16 protein-coding genes are annotated in these 24,928 nt (G+C 59.8%); 7 read left to right on the top strand and 9 right to left on the bottom strand.

The genetic code is table 11. From position 1 onward, the window contains the following. The first annotated feature begins 53 nt into the window (after positions 1 to 53). Complete coding sequence (locus tag M2282_RS03450) at positions 54 to 413, top strand: type I restriction endonuclease subunit M (RefSeq protein WP_280807380.1); 360 nt, start codon at positions 54 to 56, stop codon at positions 411 to 413. A gap of 26 nt (positions 414 to 439) precedes the next feature. Here the strand turns inward: M2282_RS03450 and M2282_RS03445 are convergent, their stop codons facing one another. After that, on the bottom strand, positions 440 to 709 hold the full coding sequence (locus tag M2282_RS03445) for a helix-turn-helix domain-containing protein (protein WP_348541722.1): 270 nt from the start codon (positions 707 to 709) through the stop codon (positions 440 to 442). Positions 710 to 1,053: 344 nt separating this feature from the next. On the opposite strand from M2282_RS03445, the gene M2282_RS03440 reads away from it, so the two are divergent. The 3 genes from M2282_RS03440 to M2282_RS03430 all read left to right on the top strand — a co-directional run bounded on the left by M2282_RS03440 (position 1,054) and on the right by M2282_RS03430 (position 4,442). Beyond that, positions 1,054 to 2,313 (top strand): hypothetical protein, encoded by a 1,260-nt coding sequence (locus tag M2282_RS03440; RefSeq protein WP_280807378.1) that lies wholly within the window; start codon positions 1,054 to 1,056, stop codon positions 2,311 to 2,313. A gap of 156 nt (positions 2,314 to 2,469) precedes the next feature. Beyond that, positions 2,470 to 3,348: a hypothetical protein gene (locus M2282_RS03435; RefSeq protein WP_280807377.1), complete on the top strand. Its 879-nt coding sequence runs from the start codon at positions 2,470 to 2,472 to the stop codon at positions 3,346 to 3,348. 68 nt (positions 3,349 to 3,416) lie between these two features. Continuing rightward, complete coding sequence (locus M2282_RS03430; RefSeq protein WP_280807376.1) at positions 3,417 to 4,442, top strand: site-specific integrase; 1,026 nt, start codon at positions 3,417 to 3,419, stop codon at positions 4,440 to 4,442. Between the two features lie 257 nt (positions 4,443 to 4,699). On the opposite strand, the gene M2282_RS03425 is transcribed toward M2282_RS03430, so the two are convergent. The 7 genes from M2282_RS03425 to M2282_RS03395 form a co-directional block, all read right to left on the bottom strand. Next, the gene (locus M2282_RS03425) at positions 4,700 to 7,270 is read right to left on the bottom strand and encodes a hypothetical protein (protein ID WP_280807375.1); all 2,571 of its coding nucleotides are present in this window, start codon (positions 7,268 to 7,270) and stop codon (positions 4,700 to 4,702) included. Then, positions 7,267 to 8,520 carry a hypothetical protein gene (locus M2282_RS03420; RefSeq protein ID WP_280807374.1) on the bottom strand — a complete coding sequence of 418 codons (1,254 nt, stop codon included), beginning with the start codon at positions 8,518 to 8,520 and terminating at the stop codon, positions 7,267 to 7,269. The genes M2282_RS03425 and M2282_RS03420 overlap by 4 nt, the downstream gene beginning before the upstream one ends. Before the next feature lie 329 nt (positions 8,521 to 8,849). After that, positions 8,850 to 10,052 (bottom strand): Druantia anti-phage system protein DruA, encoded by a 1,203-nt coding sequence (locus tag M2282_RS03415; RefSeq protein WP_280807373.1) that lies wholly within the window; start codon positions 10,050 to 10,052, stop codon positions 8,850 to 8,852. Continuing rightward, a complete protein-coding gene (locus M2282_RS03410) occupies positions 10,049 to 15,307 on the bottom strand; it encodes a DEAD/DEAH box helicase (RefSeq protein WP_280807372.1) in 5,259 nt (1,752 codons plus the stop codon). The genes M2282_RS03415 and M2282_RS03410 overlap by 4 nt, the downstream gene beginning before the upstream one ends. Beyond that, entirely contained in the window at positions 15,300 to 16,265 is a 966-nt protein-coding gene (locus M2282_RS03405; protein ID WP_280807371.1) for a hypothetical protein, read from the bottom strand. Before M2282_RS03405 ends, M2282_RS03410 begins: the two co-directional genes overlap by 8 nt. Positions 16,266 to 16,562: 297 nt before the next feature. After that, positions 16,563 to 18,002, bottom strand: coding sequence for an argonaute/piwi family protein (locus tag M2282_RS03400; protein ID WP_280807370.1), 1,440 nt, complete (start codon positions 18,000 to 18,002; stop codon positions 16,563 to 16,565). Then, on the bottom strand, positions 18,002 to 19,885 hold the full coding sequence (locus M2282_RS03395; RefSeq protein ID WP_280807369.1) for an SIR2 family protein: 1,884 nt from the start codon (positions 19,883 to 19,885) through the stop codon (positions 18,002 to 18,004). Before M2282_RS03395 ends, M2282_RS03400 begins: the two co-directional genes overlap by 1 nt. 194 nt (positions 19,886 to 20,079) lie before the next feature. Here M2282_RS03395 and M2282_RS03390 point away from each other — a divergent pair, with 194 nt between their 5' ends. After that, positions 20,080 to 21,465: a hypothetical protein gene (locus M2282_RS03390; protein ID WP_280807368.1), complete on the top strand. Its 1,386-nt coding sequence runs from the start codon at positions 20,080 to 20,082 to the stop codon at positions 21,463 to 21,465. Between the two features lie 419 nt (positions 21,466 to 21,884). Here the strand turns inward: M2282_RS03390 and M2282_RS03385 are convergent, their stop codons facing one another. Then, positions 21,885 to 22,313: a hypothetical protein gene (locus M2282_RS03385; protein WP_280807367.1), complete on the bottom strand. Its 429-nt coding sequence runs from the start codon at positions 22,311 to 22,313 to the stop codon at positions 21,885 to 21,887. A gap of 355 nt (positions 22,314 to 22,668) precedes the next feature. On the opposite strand from M2282_RS03385, the gene M2282_RS03380 reads away from it, so the two are divergent. Together M2282_RS03380 and M2282_RS03375 are read left to right on the top strand one after the other, a co-directional pair. Next, a complete protein-coding gene (locus M2282_RS03380) occupies positions 22,669 to 23,304 on the top strand; it encodes a hypothetical protein (protein ID WP_280807366.1) in 636 nt (211 codons plus the stop codon). A 456-nt stretch (positions 23,305 to 23,760) separates the two neighbouring features. Then, entirely contained in the window at positions 23,761 to 24,852 is a 1,092-nt protein-coding gene (locus M2282_RS03375; RefSeq protein WP_280807365.1) for a CBS domain-containing protein, read from the top strand. The last annotated feature ends 76 nt before the right edge of the window (positions 24,853 to 24,928 follow it).

The following is a 24,928-nucleotide window of genomic DNA, read 5'->3' as shown; positions in this document are numbered from 1 at the left end:
CCCCGCAGGCCAGGTGCGCCGCCGCATGGGCACGTCACTTTGAGCACTCAACCATGAAGAACTTTCTGTACGGCTACATCAACCCCAACAGCAAGCCGCGTTTCGCGCTCGGCCGCGTCGTCGCCACTCCTGGCGCCATCGAACTCATGCAGCGAACGGAGACCAACCCGTTCGCCCTCTTGGGCCGTCATGTCACCGGCGACTGGGGTGAGTGCGATCCAGAAGACGCACAGACCAACGAAGACGCTCTCACCCACGGTTCGCGCGTGCTCTCTGTTTACCGCCTCCCGTTGCGAGCTGCAGGCGAGAAAGGCGACACGCAGAGCCAAGCAGACCTGACTGGCGATCGGATCTGGGTGATCACCGAGGCAGACCGCAGCGTATCGACGTTGCTCTTGCCAGAGGAGTACTGATGAAAATCCAGCAACGAAATCGAATGTCAACGACCCTTGGTCGTTCGTCGCCGAACTGGAGCAGAGCGATTGGCAGAGCGAGGCGCTCGAGTCAAGCTCGTATCGAAGCCGCGTTGCTCGGCCAGTTGAGGATGCAACAACTCATGTGCTGGGATCTTCAACGCCTGAGCGATCAACGAGATGTTGTCGATGGAAATGTTGCGAATGCCTTGCTCAAGGCTCCCGATGAATGTTCGATCGAGCCCGCATTCAAGTGCCAGCTTCTCCTGGGAGAGCTTCGCAGCGATACGCGCCATCCGAACATTCTTGGCGAAAATCGAGCGAAGGCGTGGGGGAGTGGAGGACTTGGCAGGCGAGGCAGGCATCCAACCGATGGTTGGAAAAAGATGTGTTTAAAACCACGGTGTTTGAATATCATTAGAGGTTTGCCGCGCATAGTTGCGCAGATCGCTGCACGTCTCGAGTGCAAGATTTTCTGTGCCGACAAAAGATATTCAAATACATCATTAGTGAAATTGAATCCGCAACCAATACAGAGCGCTTGCGAGCGCGCGATTCGAAACGTAGGAGTAACTTGATCATGTTTAGGCATTCACACGGACTTATCCGCCGATGGCTTTCGGCATGCATGCTCGCGAGCTTGATGCTGCTCGCCGGGTGTGCTCCCGAAGCCCCTGCCTGCAACGATCCCAAGGTGACAAGCTCGATCCTTGAGATGGTGGGTAAGGCTCACGACGCCCACCTCAAGCAGTACCCTTCAAAAAGCAAGGACCTAGCCTCATTCACGCTGGAAACTCCAACGGTGACGGCCTACGACGACAAGCTCAAGCTGCGCAGTTGCAAGACCACCTTTGTCATGCAAATCCAGCCCGACAGGGTGGCGACGATGAACGAGTTCATCACCAACCCGAACCCCAGCTTGTTCGGTGCTCTTGCGATGCTCTCGGGGCGGCGGGACGCGCTGTACCCCGAGGTCATCCGCAATGAAGTGCTTTACCTTCAACAGCGCAACGCGGTCCCGCTGACCCAGGAGCCCATACGCAAATCCCTGGCCTACCAGGTTCAGAAGGAGGAGGGCAGCAACGAGTATGTGGCCAGCACCAACGTGGATGTCGACGGCTCGATCCAGTACTTGCGTGTTGCGGCCTTCACGGAGCAACGAGCCAAGAGTGCTGCTGAATCAAAAGCCCAGGCGGCCAAAGAGCAGCAGCAAAAGCAAACAGAGATCGACCGACTGGCAGCCACTGGCAACTGGCGAAGGGCGGTCACCATCGATGGCTTCAAGTGGGAAAAGGACCCCGAGTTTTGCCGTCGACAAGACGCTTTCTGCTTTGTTGGGCAGGCCGATGACCTCATGGGCAGCGTGCTGTACATGATCAAGGCCGGGCCGAACACGACCGACGAATCCCGTGAGAAGACCCGCAGCAACCTGACTGCGGGTGCGCGTGTGTGCCTGATCGGGCTGAAGAAAACCTCAGATGCCGGCGTGTTCGCGTACTCGATGTGGTCCACGCTGCGTGATGACAGGGGCCAGTTGGAAGACTGCCGCCCGGGTGCGGCCGAAGCCGAAGCTGCGGCCAAGGTAAAGGGGACGGTGGCTCAGCCTGTGCCGTCCGCCTCAACAGCCTCCACCCCTGCGGGACCCGTTGCAGCGCTCGCGGGTACGGGGCCGGAAAGCGTGATGTCGCTGATCACCAAGTACGAGGCTTGTGGTGACGAGGCCGTATGCCTGCATACCGGCAAGGGCAACACGGTCTGGATGCAGGCCGGGCAAATGCGTCGCATGGACTACGCATTGCTCGACCGGGCCATCAGCAGCAAAACGCCAGTGTGCCTGCGTGAGCTCGTGCGCACTGAAGGCAAGAACTTCGCGGCCGAGAGCCTGGACAGCCAGTGCTGAGGCAAATGCCCATGACGTAGCGACTGCGCGTTACTGACCACAGCCCTTTGCGAAGGCGCCGTGCTGGCCATCAGGCCGGTCCGGCGCCTTTGCTGTTTCTTCTCCTTTCTTTTTCCCCGCCGCGCGTGTTCACACGTGGCGCCACAGGTAATCCATATGAATGTTCTTCACACGCCCGCCGACAGCGGGCCGAGCACGGCTGTTCGCATGATTGGCATCGGTGCCTCGGGCCGGCACTTTGTTCATCAGCTTCACACCCGTATCGATGCGCCCCCGCACACGCCACTGGCGGACCTTCTGAAGCAGGCGCCAGTCTGTATTGAGATCGACAAGGGCGAGGTCGACGCCCTGGTCGAGCAGGTGAATCTCAAAGACACGCGCATCCTGTGCATGGCCTTTGGCTTTGACGTCACACCCGCCGAGATCGAAGCGGCCATGCTGCTGGTCTGGCACATGTGGGGCCAGGATGCCCATGTCATTGGCATCGTGCTCGAAGCCCACAATCATCCACCGCCGGAGAGCGAGTCGATGCTCGGCATCCTCTGCGAGTCGATCGATGCGCGCGTCGATATTGCGAGCCCAAGCGATCCCGCCGAGTTCGCACCCTTGCAATGGTTCTACGTGGCGCTGCAGCGTTCGGTGCTGGAGGGCCTGTCGGTCCTGGAGGCAGCCTGGGATCACTCGGATGTCGTTGAGACTCTGGACTTCGGCCAAGTGCAGTTGGAACTCTTCACGCAGCCGCTGGACGAGCCCGCGCAGCTGGACGCGGCGATGGTGGAGGTTCTGGCGGAGCTCCAGCAGCGAGGCGTTTGGCTGGAACAGGCACTGGGTGCGGTCTTAGTGCTGTGGGTGCCTTCGGAGTACCAACTCAGCGTGCGGGTGGTGCGGGGCTTGGGGCTTAGCTTGGGCGGGGCGCTGGGGGCCGGGGCAATGCACTTGACGATCCGGCTGCGCAGCCGGCCAGTCACGACGGACCTGACGGCGTATCTGACGGTGGTGGTGAGCACGCCGCGAGCGCACACGCGCCTCCAGTAGGTCAGACCCCGTGCATCAGCCATGGGCATCCCCATGGTATCTCTAGACAACGCCCGTTGACGCGGGCGTTGCTCATTCTCAAGAACCAAAAACATCAACTCAAAGCGAGCAACACCATGAAGAAGGTTCGCATCGATTCGTCAAGGGGCGCGTCCGTCACGCGCAAGCCTGGGAAGGCCAATGCCAAGTTCAATCACTATGTTGTCAGTGCCGTGGCCGATAGCACGCGGCGGGCCTATGCCGGGGACCTCAGGCACTTCCGGAACTGGGGCGGCCGGGTGCCCGCCACGCCCGCGATGGTGGCGCGGTACCTGGCGGCCTTCGCTGGCAAGGTCAAGGCGAGCACGTTGAACCGGCGTTTGGCTGCAATTGCCAGTGCACACACGATGCTGGGCAAGCCGTCGCCCACGCGGTCAGAACTGGTGCAGACCACGATGCGGGGGATCCGACGAATCCACGGATCGGCGCAAGTGCAGGCCAAGCCAATCAGCATAGAGATGCTGCGGCTCCTCGCCAAGCCGCAGAGGCACTTGGATCTGGTGCGAGACCTGAGGGATCGGGCCTTGCTGGTGGTGGGGTTTGCGGGAGGGTTTCGCAGATCGGAGCTAGCGAGGCTCAAGGTTGAGAACTTGGTGTTCGATGCACAAGGCGTGACGGTGACGCTGGTGCGCTCGAAGACAGATCAGCAGGGCAAGGGAAGGGTGGTGGCGCTGCCGCCGGGGTCGGGGCGCATGTGCCCGGTCAAGCTGTTAAAGGCTTGGATTCAGTTGCGACAAGGGGCGGCTGCGGGAGAGGCGGCTTCGCTGCCCTTGTTTTGCGGAGTGAATCGGCATGGACAGTTAGGAGGTGGGTTGAGTGGAGCAGCGGTCGGAGGAGTGCTACGGCGGCGTATGCATGATTGCGGTCTTGATCCGAGCGGCTTCTCCGCGCACAGCCTCCGGTCGGGGTTGGTCACCGCCGCCGCCAAAGCCGGCGTTCCGACTTGGGCCATTCAACGGCAGACGGGGCATCGTTCGGAGAGCACCGTGCATCGCTATATCAGGGGGCTTTCTCCATTCGAACGGAATGCCTTCGATACGTTGAGCAGGGCATAGGGCGGCAGAGTGAGGGCACCTTGCGAAGTTCAGCAACGGCCACTCGAGTTTTTTCAACACAATCGACCGATTACGGACGGTCAAGCCCTATCGATTGTCTGACAGCTAGTGTGCACAGAGCGGACGGTCATGCCACCGGTGGGCTGGCAAGCAATGCCTTTTATCGACGTATGTCGATGACAGCTGCCTTGTCAAGTGGTGCAGAGCGAACGAGTTCCTAACAACGTCCAGACTTGCATGTCCGCTTCTGAGTGGAGTCAATTCCCACTCGGCGAGTGGGCGACTTGAAGTGCCGCCAAGATGATTGCCGCCTCTTCGACAGGCAATGTCCTCAAGTAGCTAAGAACACGGGATCTCGCGGGCTTCCAGAGTCTGGCAAACCATTCGGCCGGCTCTTTCGCGTCATCAACCTCGTCGAACCACACTTCGGCTTCGCTCTCTTGAATAAACTGGGGAATGCGGTCAAGGTATACCCGCAACGATATCGACTCCACCACTGCTGGGAGAGGCAGCGCTACCGTAGCGTCTGCCATTGATACCACTACCCTGGTCGGAAAGCTTTGATCTTGGAGTCCGGCCAAACGGCGCAACACTGAGTCGACCAGCGTCCTCGCATAGACATCGAACGGCGAAAGATTCGCATCCAAAATTGCTAAAGCTGTTGGAGCTCCGCCAAGAGCAGCTCGAACGGTGTAGTCATCGGTCTCACCGAAGCCACATTCGAGCACCGTACCGGGCTGCTCTCCCTCGCCAACCCACGCCTCAGCGGCTATTCTTCCCGCAAGACCATCGACAATTAGCATGAGCCCGCATTCGCGCGCCATCACTCCCACTGCTTCAATCGCGCGCGCCGCTTTCGGCATTACCCCAAAAGCTCGTAGCGTCTCTGTTATCGGTCCATGCCCACCAATCGATGGACGAACGATTGATGCTGCGCATCGGCGGTCTGTGGGGCTTAGCCTCGATGAGGCAACTTCGGCCACCGGTGATGGAGCCGGCCGTTCGATTAGTTCATCTATCAGTGTCTTAAATACAGCTACTTCCCCGAGCGTGCCCACCGCATCAGCCCGTGCCCTATCAAAAGCGCCACGAATCGTCTTTGCGATCGCGGGAGCAATTGCCTTTTGCTCCTTTTCCGCCTGCCGCCGAAGTTCCAACAGTTCAGACTGCTTCTGTTCCAGTTGCTGAACGCTTTTGCGGAGCTGCTCCTTCTGTGCAACGAGCACATCCACCTTCGCTTCCACCAGCTCCTCGACCTGTGCGCCGATCCGCGGATCGCGCATCACCTCGTCCAGCAAAACAGACATTGCCCCCTCGTGCTCTTCGATAGTGGCGAGTTCCGCGCGCAATCGTGCTGCGCGCTCGGAACCGAGCTTTGGACTGCCGGATGCGATCAGGTCCTGTAGCTTTCTTGTCAGCGCTCTTGTGGGCTTGTCGGTATCCCAGTATTCGCCCGCAAATAGCTTGCGCAGACTCGACGCAAGCGCTTCGCACTCATACAACTCAGATGGCGGCAGCGGCCCCGGAACAAAGGCTCGCCCTTCGAAACGAAATGCCGATAGCGTGCGCCAGCAAGGTAGGCCGGCGTCGAATCCCTCGTCCCGAGCCAAGTCCTTGCCCGGGGGACAACCGATGATCAGTTGATCTCGCAGCAGGAATAGCAATGGCATGACGACCGTTCCGCGTTCCCCGAACGCGTGCTTTATGTACTCCCGAACCGCATCGTGGTTGGACGAGTCGAAAGGTACATCGCGGACTTCGTAGACCAAGGTTTTTTCAGACGCGATGTGGAAATTCGTGCGATGCCCTGTGTTGGAGCCCTTGTTTTCGGCAACCCGCCAGATGCCAATTTCGCCGCGCTTGGGCTGCCGCGGGATGTCTCGTACCCCAGGGAAGGCTATCAGGTCGCCTGACGAATAGAAGAGCTTTTCGCGATATGCGTTGTTTGACAGGTCAAGCCAGGATCCATCTGCCGCTCGAATGGCGGACGGATGCAAGAAAACCTTCGTCTCCGGAAAGTCTCGTGTGCAGACGGCGAGAACCTCATCTCGATCAAAATCGAAGCTGAAGGCATCGTCGGGACGAGTGAAGTTCAGCATCTGCAGACCGCGCGTCGCTCCGCTGGAGCGCGCGGAGGTTCTCCGGGTAATGTATTCGGCGAGCAAAGCTCGCGCAGCTTGCTGATGATCAAGCGCCTCCATCGCTACCCGGGCATCTTCGTAACGGTCACTGCGCACCGCCTGAACACCGGCTACGAATGCCGCCGTCGGTGGGGGCAAAGACGATAAGAACTCATCCGGATCTCGTCCTTCGGCGAGGGCTACGATCGTCCGGCCAAGGGCCTCCGAGAGGGCATCGGAACTTTGCACGCTCGTCGATGGAGTCGACGCTTCCTTCACTTCAGTCGGTTCGGCCGCTGCTCCTGCTTGCGCAGGGCGGAGGAACGACATGAGATCCGCAGGCTGAGTACTTGAAAAAAGGTGCACGAGGCACGAGCGAGCGAGCCGTTTCGCCTCGTCCTCCGGTGGGCTCTCTCCCGCCTCTTCGTACAGCCTTAAATCCTCCAGTAACTTCTCGACTGGCTTCGGATCGAGCATCTTCAGATTTTCGCTAAACCACTTTTGGACAACTCGATCTGTCGCTTCAGGCATTCCCTGAGCCAGCATTCGAATACGTGCAGGCTTGCCATGCGGAGGATTCTGTACTTTGGCACCCTTCTGAACCAGTTGTAGCCGAGTCTCCGCGAAAAAGCGCCGAAGCTCGTCGTCATCGGCGCCCCATTCGAGCAACTGCGCGAATCGTCTTCTATCTATCCCCAGATAGGTCATAGCTCTTCGTCTCCCTCCGTCCGATTGCGCTGTTGATGTTTGGCCGCCCGGATGTAAGGTATCAGGCGACTCTTTATGATGGGCCCGAGCCGATACAAGTTTTCTGAGCTGGGGTTGGAGAGATAGCGTTTGACGTTACTAGCCCCGTCGGCGCCATAGTCTCGAATTACCAATTGCTCGATCCAGCGATTTACGCTGATTGGACGCGTTTGATGTGCCGCAGGCTTAGCGACGACGTTCTCTTCGGATGTTTGCAGCGAAGCGGGCACCATGCCACGAAATTCCCCAAAGCTTCCCGCGTACAGATGTTTTGCTGATCCGCCTGGTAACGAAAGCCGTGTCTCTTCAAGAATCCAACCGTTGTTCAAGCGCGCGAGATGTGCCGCGATCCGAGCACTCCCGCAGTCGACGTTGACAGCGCGTGCAGCAAGTGTTTGTGCGTCAAGCGGCGCATCGGCACAAAGGTCCCACGAGAGATCGCCGCTAACAACACTGACGCCGGCGGGACAAAACAACTCGCAGGGCTCAACCCGGAAGATCACCTGCTCCCTCCCGTCGATCGCGATGGTGTATTCACATGCGTCCGCCCACAGCCCCTCCGCTCGGACCCATTCCTCCCCGTGCCTGCTGATGTCTGTTGCCACCGTACCGGTTGATGCCGTCACGGAAATTTCACCGCTTCCGCTTCTGCGAAGGAGCAGTGACTCAGGTGGCACGGGGTACACATATGCCCCACCGATTTCGACGTGGTGTGGCAGGGGGTCAACCACATAGAGCCGCGGTCGCGGGCTGCGAATGCGATGCCCCAAGAACTCGGCAATCCCTCTGGGTAAGTCTGGCTTCGATCCAATGAAGGTCGAGGGCAGCGCAAGTTCGTAACTGTGCCAGTCGCCGAATTTTCCTTCCGGCTTCCAACTTAGAACTAAACCGAGCTCCAGCGACGGAGCAATTTCAAGAAGCGAGAGCAGGCGATACCGTGCTCCCCACTCCAACTGTTCGTCGCTGAAGATGAAGCGTCCACCCTTCTCGTCGGCATAAAAGAGATTGCGATCCGCGGCAAATGCGCCGACCTGTCCCGCGAGCTCGGCAGCAAGCGGCAGGAGATCTCCAAACCCGGCGATGGTCGCCAATGGGACCTGCGGGACCATAGGTACGAGGCGCGCAGCGGAGAGATCGGTAAGCTGGTAGGTGCGGTGCCCGAGGCCCGACTGGACTTCCACTCGCCCCACGGCGGTTGTCCCAAGATTCATGGGCGGGATTCGCAGCCATAGCGTCCGCGATGTCCGTCCCGCCTCAGCGGCCAGGAACAGTCCACAGCTCAACGACTCCCTCTTCCATGGGCTCGGCGGCACCCGGATGCCCGTCCCCAATCCCGTCAGCACGGCACTGCCTTGGGTAGGAAAGTAGTTGTCGCAGCCGGGCTTGGCGCGATGACTGTAGTGCGCAAAGTGCGGCCGGCGTTCTCCGCCTGCGCGCCGACGGACGGGCTCGCCACAGGATGGGCACGTCAAACCGAACCCCGACATGCCGCCCCGCCAGGCCGGCACATCATTGCCCAGATGATCGCGTGCCCAGTCCACTATCCGACCTGTTCGCTGCGCTTGCGCTTGAGATGCACATCGGTGCCGTCAAGCTCCCGAAGAAACTGCTCACTGCGCCAGGCCCGGAACTCAGGCATTCGCTCTGCTCGTGGAATGACCCAGCGCGCCTTAGCGGCCTCTCCCATCTGCGCTACCGTCGGTAAGCGATCGTACCTGGCGCGCTTGTGGTCTCCCCGGAGAAACTGGAGGGCGTTGCTTGCGAGCGAGCAGAAGAACACCTCTCGCACGAGGCCATGCTTTGCCATGTCGGGGTCAAGACCCAGCAGACCGAGCGCCTTGCGTATTAGCCGAAGCCGATAGTTAGGTCCTTGCCCGTAGCCGTGCGAGTCGGCGTAGGGATGGCCGACCGACCGGAGATGTTCTCGCAAGTCATCGAACAGTTCGTCGGAAATGTGGAAATGACCCCAGCCCGAGGTCGAGCCGATCGGGCTGAAAATCGGCTGACGCTCGATTTTCAGGCGGTTGTACAAGGACGAGCGCCCGAGTGCTGAAGTCGTTGTGACCGCGACGAGCTTGGCGTGCTTGGTTTGCCCCGAGATCACGCCAACGGAGTCGTGGTACTTCGCTTGAAAGGTGTCAACGACATCCTGGCTACGAATGAGTGACGCGACCAGCTTGCCGCCGAGCAACATGTTGTACGGCGGCACAGCTCCAAGCGCGTAGGCGTCCATGAGGTTCACCATCGCATCCACTCGACGATGATGGTCCCAGCCGATGAATTCATCCCGAGCTCGCAGGTTGAATACGGCGTCCCCCAACGCGAACAGACCGATGAGTTTCTGATGATGCTCATCCCAAACCAGGAATCTCAATCGACGGCCGTAGCCTTCGGAGATCGGTATCCTCCAGTAGTAGCTTGCGAATCGAAAGAGATCGCCTTGCCATGTGCCGGAGCGAACGACTTCAATGCGTGGACGGATGCGTTCGACATCAAGTTCAGCCCCAGACGCGAAGTGCTGGCTCAGGCGCGTAGATCGCTCGACGATCCATGCGCGATTGTCTCCAAGGCGAGAGTCCCGCTGATGCGCATGCATATCGCGGTAGCTCTGCTTGTCGAGGTTGGGCGGTATCAGCGTACCGTCGGCGGCCTTCAAAAACCCGAGCCGCTTGAAATGAGCACGTACCTTCCGTTTGAGCCGAGCCTCGTCACCCGGCAGCGCTATGACTACGCCTGTTTTCACGCGATCTCTCCATAGGCGCCAGGCAGGTCACGCCCGAGTTCAAACGCCGAAAACGCAAAGCGCCGTGTTCCCGGCGCGAAGCCGTAGTGAGCCGGGTGGACCAGCGACGGAAACGAGAAGAGCAGCGCGCTTCGACCCTGATGCGTGAGCGCATAGGGAGCAGCACGGGAAGGATCTTCAGACCAGCCTGCGAGCAGCATCATGTCCTTCAGCGGCCGCAGTGTGGCCCGCTGCTCGTCATGTGATGGCACTGCCGGTACGAATCCGTCGCGCGCGTAGCGCAGCAGGTCAAGCGCCAGGCGCCGATCCAGTATCGAGTGATGGAAACGATTCCCATAGTGACGCAGGCACTTGTCGCAGGAGGTCGAGCACGTGCATCGGCTCAGCAGCGCCTCAGCTCTTTTCATAACCGCCTCAAAGATTTCCCCTGCCTGGGTCGCATAGCCGGCGCCGCCGGACAGTGTGTCATACACGAAGATGTCGGCGAAATGCTCTTCACGCACGCGTGCGAACCGGAAGCCTGCGTTGATTTCGCGGATGTCAATGTCCAGTTCCTGGCTTATGCCAAGCACGAAGGCCTCGGCGACCGATTGCAGCGCGCTTGAAATGGGCTCTCGTTCGGTCGCTCGTATTGGGTCGAAACGGAGCGGCCTCGACAAAGGGAACCGCACGATGAGCACATCGGATGCGAAGCCATAGCCGAGGTACACCTGTTCGAACTGGCCCGTGCAACGTCCCGTCCCTCGCGTCGAAAGGTAGTAGTCGCGCTCGTGCGGGCCGACGCGCTGCGGATCGGATGCCGCTTTCCCGCAACGATTGCAAATTAGGAAGCCGGGATACTGGCCAGCATCTTCTTCTCCCTTATTGACCATCACAAGCGGCTGATCGCGTGCGAACCCTATTTCGCAGTGAACGCCCAGCTTCCGCAGGTCAAACGCAGGGCTTCCAGCCGGCACGGACAGTTGTGCGCTTGTGGCATTCGTGTAGGTCTGCTCATCGTCGAACTCATCGACTTCCCCGCGCCCTTCGGGAAAGACGACCTGCGGTTCGATGACCGATGCAGCCTGCAGCACGGCTGTGCGGCAAAGCGGGCATTGCTCATTTGCCGGAGTCGTGATGCTGAAGCCGGAGGTGTACTCGCATTCCGGGCAATGAACGTAGTAGCGGCGCTCGCCGAACAGCCGCTCGGCCCGATCGACGACGGCGGTCGAGCCGTTGGCGGCGACCGTTCCAACACGGTAGGTCTTCTTGTCGACAACGACAAGGCGGCCGGGTGCGTACTCAGACAGCGCGACATTCAGCCCTTGTTGAGGGCGCTGAAGGATCTTCGGCTGCGTGAAGTTTCCGCGTCTCTCCAGCCATTCGATTTGCAGTGCGCACAGGTCGCGTGGAAAGGCATAGGACGGCAGGAAGCCCTTGGCAAAGAGGAACTCAATGAGCTTCTCGTCTGCCGGGTCCAGCTCATGGACATCTTTCGGCCGCACTTTCTGCAGCCCTGCGATGAATTCGCTCGCTACATCCACAGGCGACTTGCTGAACGATGCGGGCACCCACCGACCCATGGCGGTGTAGCAAGCTTGTGCTGACTGAGAGCCTGAGAGCCACTCGGCAAACGCAGGCAGGCTGAACGGGCCTGTGCCGCCATAGAAATCCATCGTCTCACCCAGTACCGAAAAGACGTCTCCGCTCGCCGAGTTCAACGGCTGCGAGTGAAAGTACGCTTGAATGAGTTGGGCGCGGATGTGTCGCTCAACGATTTTGGGATTCGCGATATCGACACCAGGCAGAGTCGGCTCACCGGAGATGATCGGCTCGGGATTTCCGAAATAGTGGTTGTCGTGAGGACTGTTCTGAGCATAGGTGACGACAGTCGATACGGCCGAGCCCCTTCGCCCAGCGCGTCCGGCGCGCTGTTGGTAATTTTGTCGCAGCGGCGGCACGTTGCGCAGCCCCACCGCGACCAGGGAACCGATGTCGATGCCGACCTCCATCGTTGTCGTGCTGCTGAGCACATCAATTGACGTGTCGCTGCGCTCGACCAGAATGTCCCGGAAGCGGCGCTCGAATTCCTCGATCGTTGTCGTGGAATCGTCGACGTCCCGGTAAGAGAGTTGAGCAGTATGTTCCTCCACCGATAGGTTAAATGGGCTCGCCTTTCCCTCCAGGATGTCGTTAACAGGATCTCGGAAGAACGCCTTGCGGGCGCGCAAATACTGGGTCGCCCCGGGGCGAACGGCGGTCACTCCGTCAGCTAGACAGTTGGGACAGTGTCCCCACCACTCGACCGGCGATACAGTGGCGCATCGCCCGCATTGATACCAATCGTGCTGTTCCGACGCGAGTTCGAGGGCGAGTCGACCCGGGACGACGAAGAAGCCGGGACGCCCCGGATGAGCCTGGCAAAGGGCTGCAGTCAGCGTATCGAAGATCAGGTCAAGGTCCGGCAAGCGGGCACGCAAGAACGCCTGCTGTCTCGCCGAGAAGCCGCCGTTCCGGTCCAGGCCTCCGCCGATAGGATAGCCTGCGGCCTGTGATCTGACGCCTTGGGGCAGGTCCGCATCCACTGCGAAGTCGCTTGCAAAGCTTTGAATCCATGCCGTCCACACGGCACGCAAGCGCGCCTCGTCGATGCCCGGCAGCTCCGCGAGGATCTGCCGACGTACCCGACTGATGGGAATGATATGCGCCAGCGTCAGCGCATTCAGTGAGTAAAACGGCGACCCCAGATGTCGCAGAAGGAGCGAGGAGAATCGCGGCGGTTTGGCCGGGGGTGACTCTTCGAGCGCATCGCGAAGCTCGCCCAGATAGTGGCGACGATGATCAAGCACATCTCGCTGCAACCGCTCGCGGTCGGCGCCGTCGAACAACAATAAAGCGTTCTTGGCAAGCACATGCAGGAGGGCAACATATACGTGATCGCCGAGCGTGGCTTCGCGCCCGAGTCCGCGCAGTTCCCTGGAGGCGAGGAGCAGCAACTGCCGGAACACATCGTTCTCAATTTCGCGCGGGATGTCTCGCGCCAGCCGTGCTGCCTTTTGCCGTCCGTCGGAGAAGAGCAGCGATTTGCGGCCGCCATTGGGGGAGCTATCGGTTTTCCGCTGCGTAGTTGGCTGTAGTTCGACCTGCGTGCGGACCAACTGTGCGAACGGTGCTTCACCCTTCGTGGCCAGATCCATGATCTTGGTCGAGCCGGCCCGCCAACGGCGCGTGCACACAGGACACTCGCGGTTGAAGGACAGCGCCTGCTGTCCAGAAATCGGCACGGGACCATCTGGCCGGACGAGCGCAAGGTATTGGTCAAGTTCCGCCTCGGCAGGCGGTGCCTGAACGAGTCTCCCAGTGGTCGTGTGTAGCCACATGTGAGAGCCTTCCATCCGCCCCGTTGTACCGGCTGCGCGGCGGTCAACCTCAACCAGGAAATGCGCCTCCATCAGCCCGCCCGCTCCCCATAGGCCGCTGGAGGGCTGGTGCCAGAGGAACATTCCGAACTGGTCCTGAACGTATCCTCGAATGAATGCCGCTCCGCAATCGCGATGCGTCAGTACCTCGTACACGCGAGCGCCGCACTCGCATCGGAGCATCGGCTCCGAATAGAGCTTTCCGAGCCGCCCCGAAGAAACCGAAAAATCCCTTGCACTGCAGCGCGCATCGGCGCAGGCATAGATGCCCGCGATCCCGCGGAAAAACAAGTGGGCGCGCACTGGGGCGAACACGCGTCCACTATCTCGCTCTTTCGCGAACGACATGAGGGCCAGCGTTGCTTCTATCGCCCCCTCGGCATCGAGCGCTCCCGGGAACGCCAAGGTTGCGACGGCCCGCAGCTTCTGCGGATGTGCCGTCACCAAGTTCGCAACGAGTGCTGCCGGGCCAAACGACTGGAGCCATTGATAAACGGCCTGTTGAAGTGAAGCCTGATTGCCCCCGCGTGCCTTCTCGGCTTCTTGACCCAGTGCAACTAGCAGCGCGCCGAACCCCTCTATCGCCTTGCTCGGATTGATCGCGGAATCGTGCATCGCCCCGATGTCGAACCGTGCCAAAGCGGCCGCTTCTTCTCGCGTGGCCGGTCTTTCCCCTGACTTCGTCAGTTGCTCGCCCCGGATGAGTGTGAACTCGCGCTGACCGGCCTTAAGACCGCTCAGATCGGCGGCGAAAGACTTCATCCGTGTGATCGCCTCGGCAGACTTGCCAAGGCTTGCGCTGGTCAGGATGTACCGCACCCGGTCCCGACCGACACCAAGGCGCGCATGCAGCCTCCGAAGGAGGTATGCAACTTCGGCGCCCCCCGAGCCGCGATACATGTGAGCCTCGTCGAGCACGACGGTGAAATAGTTCGATTGGTCGGCAGCCAGCCACGCCGCCGTTTGATCAAACATGCTCCGCTCGATCGGCCGCAGCAGCATGTACTCCAACATCGAGTAGTTGGTGACGAGTAGGTCGGGGCAACGGACCTGCATCTCGCCGCGCGACAGCATTTCCGAGTCGTTGGCGCCTGTAGCGAAGGAGGAGGCCACGAAGGCATCAAGATCCTTGACCGGCCACTTGCCTTCCCGGTCGAGCCGCTCCCTGGCCTCCAGGGGAAGGTCGATATAAGCATGCTGTACCAATGGCCGCAGGCGCGATTGATCGCGCGCCCTGCTTGTCACTCCGGGATACGGGGTCCGGCTCGTGTACATCCCGAACGTTGCGCGGCCGGGCCGCCTGCCGCGAATGTGTTCAGCAACGTCTTGCTGGCCCATTAGACGCCGCAGCCGCGAAAGCTGATCGTTGACCAGCGCATTCATCGGATAGAGCAGCAGCGCCCGGCAGCCGGGCTTCAGCCACGAATCCGGCCGCTCGGAGGACTCGACGGCGAGCGATCCGAGGATGGGCATGAGGAAACACTCGGTCTTGCCGGAGCCGGTGCCGGTGGCGACGATGATCTCTTCACCACGGCCAAGGAACGATTCAAGTGCGTCCGCTTGGTGTTTGTAGGGCCGCTCGGGAATTCCGGTTCCGGCGTGACCGGCAGCAAGCGCGAGCACGGCCTTGGCTGTCGCAGGAATCTGCATCTCGGCGTATGTGTTCCCCGCGACGTAGAAGGGTGTCGCCTCAATACGAGGCTCCTGAAATGTGACGCCCTCGGCCTCCAGGAGCCGTTTTCGTCCTTCAATCAGACTTTCATTCCAGATGTGATACTGCGCTTCCAAATAGCGATGCAATGTCCCCTTCATCCCATCAAAGACAGCGCGGGCAGAGTAAGTTTTGGGGTCACTCATGGTGTTTTGTCTCGCAACTGAGTTCTTGTAGGGCTTCTAGTAGTACCGGCACATAGGTCGGGACACAACATGTCCAGACGCGCCCGAACGATCTTGGATCTGCTTCGCAGAGCGCGACGAGCAGGCGTCTCACGGATCGGGGCGGAGCCACCGGCAAGGAAATCGAAGTCGTGCCCGAGATAGCTGTAATGGTGGTCGTCAACGGCTGGCTCTGCAGAGCGGCGAGTCCGAATTGAACCCGGGCCGCGTCGAGGACCGTGGGTCCCTCCAGAAACTCCGTGCCCGCCTCGTGCTTCCCCAGGAAATAGCGATAGCGCGTCGCGCCAGTTCGTGCGCGGAAAAGGCCGACGCCGCGCCATTCGCACGGAGGACTGTTCTCCGCCGAAACCCAGACCGGCTCGCGACGCCTTCCGCTAGCCTGCCGGACAGCGAAAACCTGCAAGTTGTCAGCGACAACCGACGGCGCAAGTTGCTTCATTGCCGAATTGATGGCTGACTGCGTCCACGCGCGTGCATCGCTTCCGTCGCTTCCCCGCCAAGCCGCCTGCGATTGCCTGGGCAACGCCGCAGTGCTGGCACGATTCATCACGCGTCCCGCCCCGGCCCGCCGCAGGCCGGCAAAGTGCCGCTGCAACTCCGATGTGGGTTGGGGCCCGACCAAGAGATGACAATCGGGCGCGAGCTCAACAGCGCGGACGGGAGCAGCGGCCCAATATCCGCCGCCCAATGGCTCGGCCTCACGCAGGAACTGCATGGTTCCGAGGGCGACCTCCATTGACGGCGCCAAGCCGGCTCGCTCGAACAAGCTGTGAAGCTTCGCAACGTGCGTTTCGCGCGCGGCGTCTGCAGCCACGAAGGTCGCCGCGCAAAGCGCGCCACGGGCAAACTCGAGCGGATCGAGTGCTGGCACAACCGACAGGCTTGAATTGAGGGACGTGGAGGTCGCGCGAACTTTCATTGGGTCCCTGATCGTAGGGCAAGGTATCAACGATATTCTGATGACCTCGAGATGATCTGCAAAGCCAGTTTGTATCTAAGTCGCGGCTGAGCTCTTGTCAGAGCTCACTAGATTATTCGATGGCAGAGGGCTTCCACATCGGCTACCAGGGCGAGTTCACGAATCGCGGAGAACGGCTTGGCCTCTCGGTACTTTCGATGGGAAAGCCGCGCAGGCGCATGTCGTCCAGCCGCCTCCTCAGAGGAAAGCCTGGTGGGCTCCTTCGCTTAGTGTCACCGGTCGCTCGCCCTTGGACGACTACATGAACAGCCGGTACGGATAGACGCTTTTCGGTAGGTCCGGCACGTTCGCGATAGTGCGAGCAAGACGCTGCGAGTATCTAATGCTGACGGGCACCGGGTCGTATAGCGCGTCGTTGTTCCAGTCCATCTTGGTCAGCGCCAGCGCCTCATGGGCGATGAGCTCCAGCGACCCCTTTCCCGCATGCCGGATGAGTTGCAGTGGCTTTGGAATGCTCTTGCCACCCTGGTAGTAATCGCCTTTCGTCGAGGCCTCAGGCGCATTGCCAGCCACCCACACCAGGACTGAGTTGCCCGAACGGATCACGGTAGTGCCCCGCGGCACTGGGTACATCGCAGGCTTGTAGGGCGGGTTTTCGCGCCCCGACTCAATGAGCCAGACGCCCCGCCAGCACGTCGCCGCACCCACCTCAATGCATTCAATCTCGGGTACACCGCTCAGCGCGTCGAACGCGCCGTCGAGTTCCTCCTGCTTGAACGCCGTGGTCTTGTGGATTACTAGGCGCTTGGGCAGCACGCCGCCATTGCGACTTTGATAGAGCTCTAGGCTTCGAGCCAGGACCGCGCGCATGTCATCGCGGCTGAGGAACGGGTTGTGCTTCGCCTCTGCGACATCCTCGACCGGATCACGGGCTTCGAACGCCACAAACTGCATACCGCCGCCGTCCATGTCGAACACCTGCGAACAGCACGTCACGTAATGGGCGTTTCTGGCATCACCGCGCAGCGCGTACGCAAGGCCGATGTATGCCGTCCCATCGGGCACGCCTTTCAGCGGGGCAAGCTTCCAGGGTGTTCCCGCGGCCTTCACGTAGAGCGCTGTCGAGAGCCGCCAGGCGAGCGACGCAGCATGACCGAACGTGAACACGCGGTCGTTCAATACCTGCGTAGGAATGTTGTACTTGGCCCCGAGCGCCTTCAAGGTGTCATGGGCGTCGAAGTGCTTGCCGCGAGTCGCGGCCTCCCACGCATCGGGGAAATGCACTAGCACCACGTCGAACTCGCCGCGCATGGTGTCTAGGCGCCGCAAAGCCCCCTCCATTGCATGGAACAGACGCTGGTGGATGTCGCCGTCCCCGGGAAGGTCATTCACGCGGTCTGGCCACCGCACATGCGCCGCCGCAACTGCCGATTCGAGCTTCACGCGATACAAGGCCTCGAAGCCCGGATACAGCGGCACATATTCGGATTTGTCCTGCGGCCGGTGCTGGTCGCGCAGCGAGGCCATCAGAACGCCGCGGCGCTTGAAGGCGCTAATTGGGCCGATCGTAGCGATGCGGATGGAGGACGTGTAGCCGCCGAAGGACCCTTTCGAAAACGGGCCATGAGACAGCAGGCCGCGCAGCGGATGCACCGACGTCTGCTTAGGGTCTGAAGGCGAGAATGCCAGCAGCGGCTCCTCGAGCAGTTCGAAAGGAGGCAGTTTCGACGACGCCATCACTTGGTCCTTTCGAAGTAGGTGTGGTGATGGCCAGGTCGGCTCCACCCGGTCTGCGTGGAAATCGTGAACGAGGCGTCGACGCCCGCCTGGTCATCTATTCCAAATGCGCGCACCGTGCCGTCTCTGGTCGAGGTCAGCATCGCGGCCCAGGCGTCGATGATGGCGGCCCAATGCTTGTTGTACTTGGTCGCCCAGTGCTCCCGGCGCCAGTCACCTGCCGGGTCGCCTCCACGGCGCCCGTACTGCACCCCCAGGGCCTCCTGAACACTCGCTGCCTCCCCGGTAGGCGCCTGGTCCAGTTGTTCTCGGGGCACGTCCACGAAGGTGTACGGCTCAAAACCGCACCACCAGCGGTCCTCGATCTGTTCCAGCTTCAAGTAGACACCCTCGTGGAACGGGAAGCCGAGCTTCTGCACCTGGCCGGTCAGGTTGGCCTCGTATGCAGCGCGGAGCCGCGCGAGGTCCTGAGCGCGTTTGCGAGCCCATTCCTGGTCCTCGCCTTCCCTCGGCCCGGCAACCAGAAGCGAATGACCCGAGCGCTTGTACCGTGGGATCAGCGGCCTGTGCCGCGACAACGCCTTCGTCAGTGCGTCATACAGTAGGCCCAGCGCCCAGCTGTCCTGCTTCGGGTTCAGGTCCACCGTGCCGGCGAGCTGCCCCCCGACCGATACGAGAGCCGCCATTACCTCCTCGTCTCTGCCAAACACGGCCAGTTCGCGGCCGTAGGATGCGACAACCGCCTTGCAGTGCTGTTCCCTCAGAAGCCCACGAGCCATCGGCGTCGTCAGCGGCTGGGCCAATGTCACCCTGCGCGCCACCCGCGGCATCGATTCGATGAGCAGCGCCGAGAACCGAAGCATCGGGTACTGCCGGGTCGTGTTCGAAGGAAGCTCCACCGGCACAAGGCGGGGCGTAGGTCGCCCTTGGGTGACCATGTTGAAGAGCGGCGCTGGAAGGTCTATCTCCTTTATCAGGTCCGCCGCCACCTCGTCAAAAGTCGAGCACTCGACCACCGCGACATCCACGCCGGCATGATGGGCGATGGTCAAGAACTCGGTGACTGCGGGTAGCAGCTTGGAGGCCGAACTGGTGACCCAATACAGCCCGTTCGGGAACGGCGTTTTCTCCTTCAAAACCGACGTCAGCGCCTCCATGACGGACTCGTCGCGGCCGCTGTAGCCAACGAACACCATCCCAAAGCGCTGGCTTGCCTCAACCAGGACGTGCCGCATGGTTTCGTCCTGCGTTTCAAGTTCGGACCCGGTGTTCTTGATCCGCATGGAACGGTAGTCACCGTGGAGCTTGGCCACCAGCGGCCAGCTCGACTCTTTCAGACAGAGCATGGCGCGCTCACCCGAGTCGATTGCCGCAACGGTAGGGCGCTTCTGGTCCACGACCTGCAGCAACCCGTTGGCGGACAGCGCGGTGTCCTCGATCAGCGTGTCGAAGTTGGTGGTGAACACGCAGTTCACCTTGCCGGCCGCCATCAATGCGGAGAGCACCTTGTGGCCAAAGCAGGGAACGCCGTTCTTAACCGCATCTTCGATGTACTGGCGGCGATGGCGTTCCTGCGGGTAGACCATCTCGAAGGCCGCCGCGTATTCGTTCGGATGGCCATCGGGCGGCAGCATGGACGTTCGCCGGAAGAAGTCATTCATCCGATCGACCCAAACTTGGTCGCCGGCGTCGATTTCGCGGCGCGGTATGTCGTTTTGGGCACAGAAAATCTTGGTTTTGAAGTCCCGGATCATGGCGTAGCCAGTCGGGATGTTCGAGGCGGCCGAGGCGCCAGCGCCCAGGAACCAACTCACCAAGTTCGGCCTCAGGGCAAGCGCCGTCGCGAACGCCCGCGACGTCATCGTCGGAATGGATTGGGTCACAATACTCCCTCGTGTGCTAGGTGCGCGCTTTTCCGCGCTGTACTTGTACTTCTTACATCTCGAGTGAAGCCCCAATATAGCGCCACCCCGGGGCGCGAATCGGTAGCAGCTGTTGGTATTCCGCTAACCCCAGGGTCAGCCGAAGGGCGTCACGCCTATGCCAAGCGTCCAATGCGCGCAGGGAGGCAGTGAAGATGGCAAAGGAAGAATCCGACGACACCTGGACTCGGGAGTTGAAGATGCATGTCGCTCAACGCCCCATCGTCATCCTGAAGCTGCAGGACCGAGAGCTTCAGGGACTGAAGGAGACCAAGGATGGGGTGCGGCAGTTCTCGCTAACGCGGGCGCACGACGAAGCCAGGGGAATACCCACGCCATGTATCTGCCTGTTTTTCGCAGAGAGGTCACGGCCGTTCGGAAACTTGGTGGACCCGCCCGCGGCCTACGCAACGATCTTCAAGTCCAAGGCTGCGGCGACGACGTTCGATTCCCGCCTGACCTTGCGCCGCGGCGTGGAAATCCAGCCAAGCACGCCGTCGGAAATGGTTGAGCTCTTCAAAGGCGAGAAGTTTGAACGGGACATCAGGAAGCGTCTGGATAAGGACGCCCCGCTCGTCCGCCTTGGCCCCAAGGAGAGCATCAGGCTGATCGAGAAACTCCTGAACGTAGAGTCCAACCGCGGCCCATTGCGCACCTTGACGGGCGGGTTGACCAAGCCCAAGCCGGAATCCAATGAGCGGCTCCAATTGAACGCGCTCAAGTTGGCACTGCGTGCGTTCGGTCTGCAAGAGGAAGCGCCGGCCGCGACGATGAATCTGGCGCACGGCTCGAAGACCGGCCTCACTAGGTTGAACGTGCACGAGGATGGCGTCATTGAGCACGATGCGCGCGTGGTGCCCGGGTACGAGTTCATTTCCAGCTACGTCCGCGGTCAAGCCACGTTTCGCAAGGGTGAGCAGACATTGGAGGTCTACACAGCGAATCGACGCAAGCTCGAGGAGGCGTTCGGTGTCGACCTCATCTACTTGAACCTTTTCCATCGCAACGCGGTACTCGTTCAGTACAAGATGCTCGAACCTCGGGGTAGCAAGGACGAGCCTACGGATTGGGTCTACAGCGAGGACGACCACCTCCACAAGCAACTGACGACCATGCGCCTATTCCGCCCGCGCGGTAGGAAGCACGACGGCTTTAGACTGAGTAGAGAGGCGTTCTATTTCAAGTTCGTGAGACGGCACGAGCCGGAGGCTTCGAAGAATTTCCTGCTGCCGCTTGGGCACTTCGAGGAGCTCTTGAACGACAAGAAACATCGAACCGCCAAGGGCAACATCCGCGTGGGCTACAAGGGACTCGATGGCAGATACATGCGTCAGACGGCGTTCGTTGACCTGCTGCGGGCAGGCTACATCGGCAGCGACGCGTCGACTACCGAGAACTTGCGCACGCTGATCGCCAGCGTTCTGACCGGGAATGAATCGCTGGTTGTCGCGGTACAGCGCCTTACCCACCCGCACGAGAAAGAGAGCGACGATCAGCGCCGGATGCGCGAATGGGAGGTGGACACCATGCAGCCCCTCTAGCAGCCGACCTTCAGTGCTTTCGGCTGTGCCTAGGGGCAGCTCAATGGAAGCCAGCGTACATTGGACCCACGCAGGCGAGCGACCGGAATCACTGCATACCTGCCGCCGCTAGCGTCGACGAGGTGTGGCACGCTTCTACCGCTTGGGCTGCGTTCTCAACCGCTGATAAGGGGCATTCCCGTGACGCTTGCTATCGGGAACTGATTGGGCACTCATCTACAGCGTAAGTACTGGCTTGGCTGTTCAGCCAAAGCTGGCATTCTTAAACGCCTGCTTATCGTTGGCTGGAGCGAAGAAGATGTCTACCGCGCAAAAAAAAAACGCAGTGCGGCGCCGCTACCATCCCGTACCGACGAGCAATCGTGATTCACCGCTGGCAGATCTTTCATCGCTTCTTCAGCAGAAATAACTTTTCAGGCTCAGCGAGCGAGATCGACTGCAAGTTGTTTGCCTACCCACTTGCGCGCCCCTTGCGAGTGCAAAGCGGTGTTCATCTCTTCTCGAAACACTTGATCGTTTTCTAGGCGAGACAGTTGCAGCCTGAACTGTTGTCCATTGCGCCCAGTTGGATGATAGAAGCCGATAACGGTTCTCAGAGCGGCCATGTAGCCTGATGCGGCATACGCGTCCCGGCCGGCAGCAATAACCGGCCATTCTTGCGGAGCGGCCGCGAATTCTCTGCTCATGAATTTCTGCGAGCAGATCATCCGCGTCTCTTCTGGGGGACTCCGTCCTTCACATTTGGCGACGTCTGTCCAGAGTACAGGACCTCGAACATTGAGGATGTCGAGAAGTCTCTTAAGCATGGTGAAGTAAGGCACATTCTTCACACCGGACTGCCAAGCCATTCGTTGCTGAACGTAGCCAGCGCCGTGTTGTCCGTACAGTTTTTGCTCCCACCGGGCGGCGAACCCGGGGTTCTGTCCAACCACTATGACTCCGCGTGCTGTGTCTAGTACGTCCTCGTGCTGGAGTATTAAGCCTCGGGGAGGACACCCTTCACTGGATCTCACTCCGGAGCACGCCCGATTGCATCGTGACAATTCTTCGGCGATCTGGCCAATCCGTTGGTCGACCAACTGCAGAGAATTTATGCTCATAGGCTTGTAGTATGCACATCAGTGCGCGTAGCGCAACAAGGCTTGGCCCAAGTAACCGGACTATCAGTATCTAGCGCTGTCGATAAGAATAAAAGGAGCAAAAGTGATAACAGAAAAGGAACTGCCTGGTCAGAGAGTGATCCTGCGCGGCAGCAAGGCATTCAGGAAGAATCTGCCTCGCGAAGCCATGTACAAAACTGCCACTTTCTTGGTGGATCATCACTGGGGGAACGCGAGGGAGATGGCAGACGGAATGGGTGTTCTGCTTCTCACCTGGAACCAAGCTTTCTACCGCTATGGGCAGTTTGACTTCGTTAAGCTTGAGCGATGCATCGAGAAGAATATGACGCATCTAGAGAGCCTTCGTACGCGGAACATTTTGGAATTCGGTAAGGTTGATGAGCCTCTCGTCCGAAGGCTCTTCAAAGGTTTTTCTGCCGCGCTGGCGATTCGGAGGGGATCTAAAAAGGGAATGCAGAGTCCCGTTGCAACCGCTAAAGCGCTGCATCTTCTAGCCCCAAGTTTCTTGCCACTCTGGGACCACAAGATCGCACGCGGTTACGGCTGCCACTATGCGAATGATCCCGTCGAAAAGTATCTCGGTTTCCTATGGATGATCAAAGCCATCGCAACTGGCTTGCCGAAAAGTTTGCAAGATGGCGCCGACGGATATAGCGCGATTGAGGTCATCGACGAGTACAACTTTGCTCGTTTCACGAGAGGATGGGTGAATGCCTAACAGTCTCTTCGCGACGACGTAAGAGGGGGTCCTCGAGATTACCGTTACCACGAGTTCAGATAAAACTGAACCAACGACCGATAACTGGGCATGCTCGTGGCTCTCGTTATCGCGAATCGGGACGTGAGACTGAACCAACCACCGATAAATTCGTGTTCTGGTGACCTTCGTTATCGCGAGTTGATCAAGCTCTCACCAACGACGCGGCGCTGTCTCGCTTCTGGGCCAAGGCTAGTCTTTAAACGCCTGCTTCTCGCGAGTTGAGACTTGATGCGGCTCCAACCGCCGATAGTAGTCCGGGATGTCCAGCTCATATAAAGCCTGAACGCATGATCTTCGCTGTCATGGTTTCGAAGAGAGGTACTGCTCGCGCAGTATCACGACACTCTGCACCAGCGCGCGGCTGCTTACGCGTGCTCAGCTACACTTTCTGCTCCTTTTTGAGGTGGGGTACCCATGGAAGCCGAAGCTAGAAATCGCCATTTTGCAGAGATTGCTCACGCGCTTCGGGAAGGCAACGCAGCTGAGCCAATTTCGGTTCGGGAACTGATTGGATGGTTCAATGTCGCGCGAAGAGGGGTGAATGTAAATTGGACCGTGCGGCGCATGCTCGATCAGAGCGGACTGACAACGGTGCCCGATTTCGAGGGTTCGCACATTGATGGGACTGTTCAGTTTGCGCTTGCAGGTGCGCCCCCGTATGAAGCACAAGCACCTGGAGAGGCCGGCCCTCGAGTTGTGGATCTCCCAATGCATCAAGAGATGCAGGTTGCAGTCCAGTTTGTTGGAGGCGCGGGAGTGGAGCCGGCATATAGAGTAAGTCGCCTACTTGATCCGAGATTGCAGCTCGTCACGCTTGGCCCAGACGCTACGTTGGAGGAAGCGGCAACCTTGATGTTGCGGCATGATTTTTCCCAGCTTCCTGTTATGACTAATGAGCGCGATGTTCGAGGCGTTGTTAGCTGGGACAGCCTTGGGCCAGCAATGACACTAGGGCATCCGGCGCCGCGCTTCGTACGCGAATGTATGCGGCCGCAGGTCGAAGTTAGGACGACAGACTCGATTTTTCAAGTAATCAATCGAATCATTGAAAGCTCATACGTATTGGTTCGCGATGAGCGGCGTGTTGTTGTCGGAATCTTAACTACGAGCGATCTTAGTCAACAGTTCCAAGATCTCGCTGAGCCGTTCTTGCTCATTGGTGAGATCGAGAATCACATTCGCGCATTGATCGACGGCAGGTTCACCCAGCAAGAGCTGGAAGCAGTCCGCAACGCGAATGACCCTGGACGTGCAGTGCAGTCTGTTGCTGACCTCACATTGGGTGAGCATTTGCGGCTGATTCAGCAGCCTGGAAACTGGGTGCGGTTGGGGCTCAGGGCTGACCGCGCTGTTTTCGTCAGGGAACTTGAGGTGGTGCGTCAGTTACGAAATGATGTCATGCATTTTGACGCTGATCGCATGACGGAGATGGAGCGAGGTTCTCTTCGAAATTTCGTACAGTTCCTTCACCACCTGAAGGCTCACCAGCCCGCTGCCTTGCAGTAGCAGGAGTTGTCGCCATCGTCACTAAAAAATCGCAGATCTTAGAAGACTGTCTATTGCATTCAGATTGCTCTAAGAG

Source organism: Variovorax boronicumulans, from assembly GCF_029892485.1.
GTDB lineage: Bacteria > Pseudomonadota > Gammaproteobacteria > Burkholderiales > Burkholderiaceae_C > Variovorax > Variovorax boronicumulans_B.
The sequence above is the reverse complement of the archived record's forward strand: the minus strand, read 5'-3'. Positions and strand labels throughout refer to the sequence as shown.

Coding starts and splice junctions, on each gene's coding strand:
- M2282_RS03450 (WP_280807380.1), top strand. CDS start 54: ATGAAGAACTTTCTGTACGGCTACATCAACCCCAACAGCAAGCCGCGT.
- M2282_RS03445 (WP_348541722.1), bottom strand. CDS start 709: ATGGCGCGTATCGCTGCGAAGCTCTCCCAGGAGAAGCTGGCACTTGAA.
- M2282_RS03435 (WP_280807377.1), top strand. CDS start 2,470: ATGAATGTTCTTCACACGCCCGCCGACAGCGGGCCGAGCACGGCTGTT.
- M2282_RS03425 (WP_280807375.1), bottom strand. CDS start 7,270: ATGACCTATCTGGGGATAGATAGAAGACGATTCGCGCAGTTGCTCGAA.
- M2282_RS03420 (WP_280807374.1), bottom strand. CDS start 8,520: ATGAATCTTGGGACAACCGCCGTGGGGCGAGTGGAAGTCCAGTCGGGC.
- M2282_RS03410 (WP_280807372.1), bottom strand. CDS start 15,307: ATGAGTGACCCCAAAACTTACTCTGCCCGCGCTGTCTTTGATGGGATG.
- M2282_RS03405 (WP_280807371.1), bottom strand. CDS start 16,265: ATGAAAGTTCGCGCGACCTCCACGTCCCTCAATTCAAGCCTGTCGGTT.
- M2282_RS03400 (WP_280807370.1), bottom strand. CDS start 18,002: ATGGCGTCGTCGAAACTGCCTCCTTTCGAACTGCTCGAGGAGCCGCTG.
- M2282_RS03390 (WP_280807368.1), top strand. CDS start 20,080: ATGGCAAAGGAAGAATCCGACGACACCTGGACTCGGGAGTTGAAGATG.
- M2282_RS03385 (WP_280807367.1), bottom strand. CDS start 22,313: ATGGCTTGGCAGTCCGGTGTGAAGAATGTGCCTTACTTCACCATGCTT.
- M2282_RS03375 (WP_280807365.1), top strand. CDS start 23,761: ATGGAAGCCGAAGCTAGAAATCGCCATTTTGCAGAGATTGCTCACGCG.